Here is a 3,563-nt window from a genome sequence, read left to right on the forward strand (position 1 = left end):
TCTACATATAGATCATACGCAGTATTTAGTCCACCTAGTTGTTTAGCGGGTAGTGCGTCGCGATACGATTTAGCTTGGGCAAAAAATGATAACAATTTTTCAGAATCATTGCTTTCAATTAGTCTTTCTAAATCTTGAAACTGACTTTTTAGCTGTCGAATCATTTCTAAAATATACGTTTTATTACTCAAGGTGATATCTTTCCACATTTGTGCATTACTACTAGCTATACGAGTGATATCACGAAAACCACCAGCTGCAAGTTTATTAACTAAATGATGTTCTTGACCGTTCTTTTGACTAACATGAACTAAACTAGATGCAACGATATGAGGTAAATGACTTACGACGCTTGTTACGTAGTCGTGTTCTTCAGCAGTAGTTACAATAAATTTAGCAAGAGTAGGTGATAACAGTTCTTTTAACGTGTTTGCTGCTTGCTCATTTCTTGGCTCATTATAGACTAAAATATAATAAGCGTTTTCAAATAAGTGCTTTTTAGCATTTAGTACACCAGATTTATGACTACCAGCCATTGGATGACCACTGACTAAATGAATATTATGCTTTAATAAATTGGATTCGTGTTGCTGTATCATTGCTTTAGTACTACCAGTATCAGAAACAATAACACCAGGTTTAGTTGGCATATCTATAAGCTCGCTAAGATATTTATTTGTGATAGCAACAGGTGTTGCATAAATAATTACATCGGCTTTTTTAATAGCTTCACTATAATTTAAACATTTTTCATTAATAATGCCGATTGATTTAGCTTTATCTAACTGAGAAGTATCTGCATCGTATGCAATAATATTAGTATTAGGGTTATGGTATTTTATATTGCTAGCAAGACTTCCACCAATTAATCCAAGTCCAACAAATAAAACTGTTGTCATATAAATCACCTTATTTCGAAATTTTCAGAATAATAACATTGTAAATGAGCTGTTGACACAGTGCAATAGTAAATAAAAATCGATAATAGCATTAATAGATAAACGGAGATAAATCATCTACAATAAAGAGTATAGTAACACAATGGCAACGGAGGGGTAAATCAATGGAACCAATATTAGAAATGATTAAAACATTAACAGGTATTAATAGTCCTTCAGGAGACACAGAAGAAGCAATTCAATTTGTCGAAAAATATGCAAAAGACTTGGGTTATCAAACAACACTAACAAATAAAGGTGCGTTATTAATAACAGTGCCAGGCAAAAATGATGAAGTACAACGCTGTATTACTGCTCATGTTGATACTTTAGGTGCAATGGTTAAAGAAATTAAAGAAGATGGTCGCTTAGCAATAGAATTAATTGGAGGATTCACGTATAACGCGATTGAGGGTGAATATTGCCAAATTAAAACTGATGCTGGTCAAATATATACAGGAACAATTTGTCTGCATGAAACAAGTGTTCATGTATATAGAAATAATCATGAAATACCTAGAGATCAAAAGCATATGGAAATAAGAATTGATGAAGTAACTACATCAGAAGAAGATACAAAGAGTTTAGGTATTTCAGTAGGTGATTTTGTTAGCTTTGATCCACGTACAGTTATCACGTCATCAGGTTTTATTAAATCTCGTCATTTAGATGATAAAGCTAGCGTAGCGATGATACTACAATTACTAAAGAAATTAAAAGAAGAGCAAATAATATTACCACATACAACGCAATTTTATATTTCTAATAACGAAGAAATAGGTTACGGTGCAAATGCATCAATTGATTCGAAAATCAAAGAATATATTGCATTAGATATGGGCGCGTTGGGAGACGGTCAAGCATCGGATGAATATACAGTTTCTATTTGTGCCAAAGATGCTTCAGGTCCATATCATAAGCAATTGAAATCGCACCTAGTTAATCTTTGCAAAATAAATAACATTCCATATAAAGTAGACATATATCCATATTATGGTTCAGATGCTTCAGCAGCTTTACATGCTGGTGCGGATATCAGACATGGTTTATTTGGCGCTGGCATTGAATCATCTCATGCAATGGAACGAACACATATTGATTCTATTAAAGCGACAGAGAAATTACTATATGCATATTGCTTATCACCAATTGAGTAAACAATTAGTGTTGACAAATGTGAACGACCTATGTAATATAATGAACTATAAAAATAATTAGAATTTTCTAAAGAAATAGTAGCAGATATGAAACGTAGCAAATAGAAAGCTAATGGGTGATGGGAATTAGCACGCCATATCTTGTGAATTGGACTTTGGAAAACAATTGAATGAGTTTTGAAAGTGAACATGAATTATGTTAACTAAGGTGGCACCACGGTAACGCGTCCTTACAGGTATATGCGTTATGTGGTGTCTTTTTATTTAGACAAAATGTAGTAGTTAATTAAAGGTAGCAACAGAAAGTTAGTGGATGATGTGAACTAACACCGAGATTAATGAAATTGGGTTTTGTCTGCAACAGAAAAATTATATATAGTAAAGAGTGAACTATGAATATTTTGAATATTCGGTTAATTTAGGTGGTACCACGCGTCAGCGTCCTTTATATTGATAAGGATGCTGGCGCTTTTTTGAAAGGAGCGTATAGAATGGATATATTTTATAAAAAAATAAAAGCAAATGTAACGCCCGAAGTTTTAGCACAACTTCATTCCAAGAAGATCATTTTGGAAAGTACAAATCAACAACAAACTAAAGGTCGCTATTCAGTTGTTATTTTTGATATTTATGGCACTTTAACTTTAGATAATGATGTATTATCAGTAAGCACTTTAAAAGAATCGTATCAAATCATTGAAAGACCGTACCATTATTTAACGACTAAAATAAATGAAGACTACCATAATATTCAAGATGAGCAACTTAAGTCATTACCGTTTATATCTGGATATGTTGGGACGTGTAGCTTTGATTTAGTAAGACATGAATTTCCTAAATTGCAATCAATACAATTAGAAGATCACAAGCAGCACGATGTAAGGTTATATATGGTTGAACAAGTTTATGTATTTGACCATTACAAAGATGAGTTATATATCATCGCGACGAATCAATTTTCAAATTCAACAAAATCAGATCTTGAGAATCGAGTTAATAAGTCTATCGAAGACTTAACTAAAATCCAACCATTCATGCCTACACAAGATTTTGATTTTAAAACTAAAGAAATTCAATCAAATATTTCTGAAGAAAGATTTATCGAAATGATTCAGTATTTCAAAGAGAAAATAACAGAAGGGGATATGTTCCAAGTTGTGCCATCAAGAATTTACAAATATGCGCATCATGCTAGTCAGCATTTAAATCAACTTTCGTTTCAACTGTATCAAAATTTAAAACGACAAAACCCAAGTCCATATATGTATTATCTTAATATCGATCAACCATATATTGTCGGTAGTTCTCCCGAAAGTTTCGTAAGTGTCAAAGATCAAATTGTAACAACTAATCCTATTGCAGGTACGATTCAACGTGGTGAGACGACACAAATAGATAATGAGAATATGAAACAACTACTTAATGATCCAAAAGAATGCAGCGAACATCGTATGCTAGTTGATTTAGG

General features: G+C 32.5%; 3 protein-coding genes. 2 read left to right on the top strand and 1 reads right to left on the bottom strand.

What is annotated here, in order from left to right:
- Positions 1–899: prephenate dehydrogenase (locus IDG60_RS09000; RefSeq protein ID WP_206160631.1), on the bottom strand; the 899-nt coding region annotated here is incomplete at its 3' end.
- A 164-nt stretch (positions 900–1,063) separates the two neighbouring features.
- On the opposite strand from IDG60_RS09000, the gene IDG60_RS09005 reads away from it, so the two are divergent.
- Both IDG60_RS09005 and IDG60_RS09010 read left to right on the top strand, forming a co-directional pair.
- Complete coding sequence (locus IDG60_RS09005) at positions 1,064–2,095, top strand: M42 family metallopeptidase (RefSeq protein ID WP_000433354.1); 1,032 nt, start codon at positions 1,064–1,066, stop codon at positions 2,093–2,095.
- 491 nt (positions 2,096–2,586) lie between these two features.
- A partial coding sequence (locus IDG60_RS09010) for an anthranilate synthase component I (RefSeq protein WP_206160632.1) occupies positions 2,587–3,563 on the top strand: 977 nt, incomplete at its 3' end.

This window comes from Staphylococcus sp. EG-SA-2 (assembly GCF_017152085.1).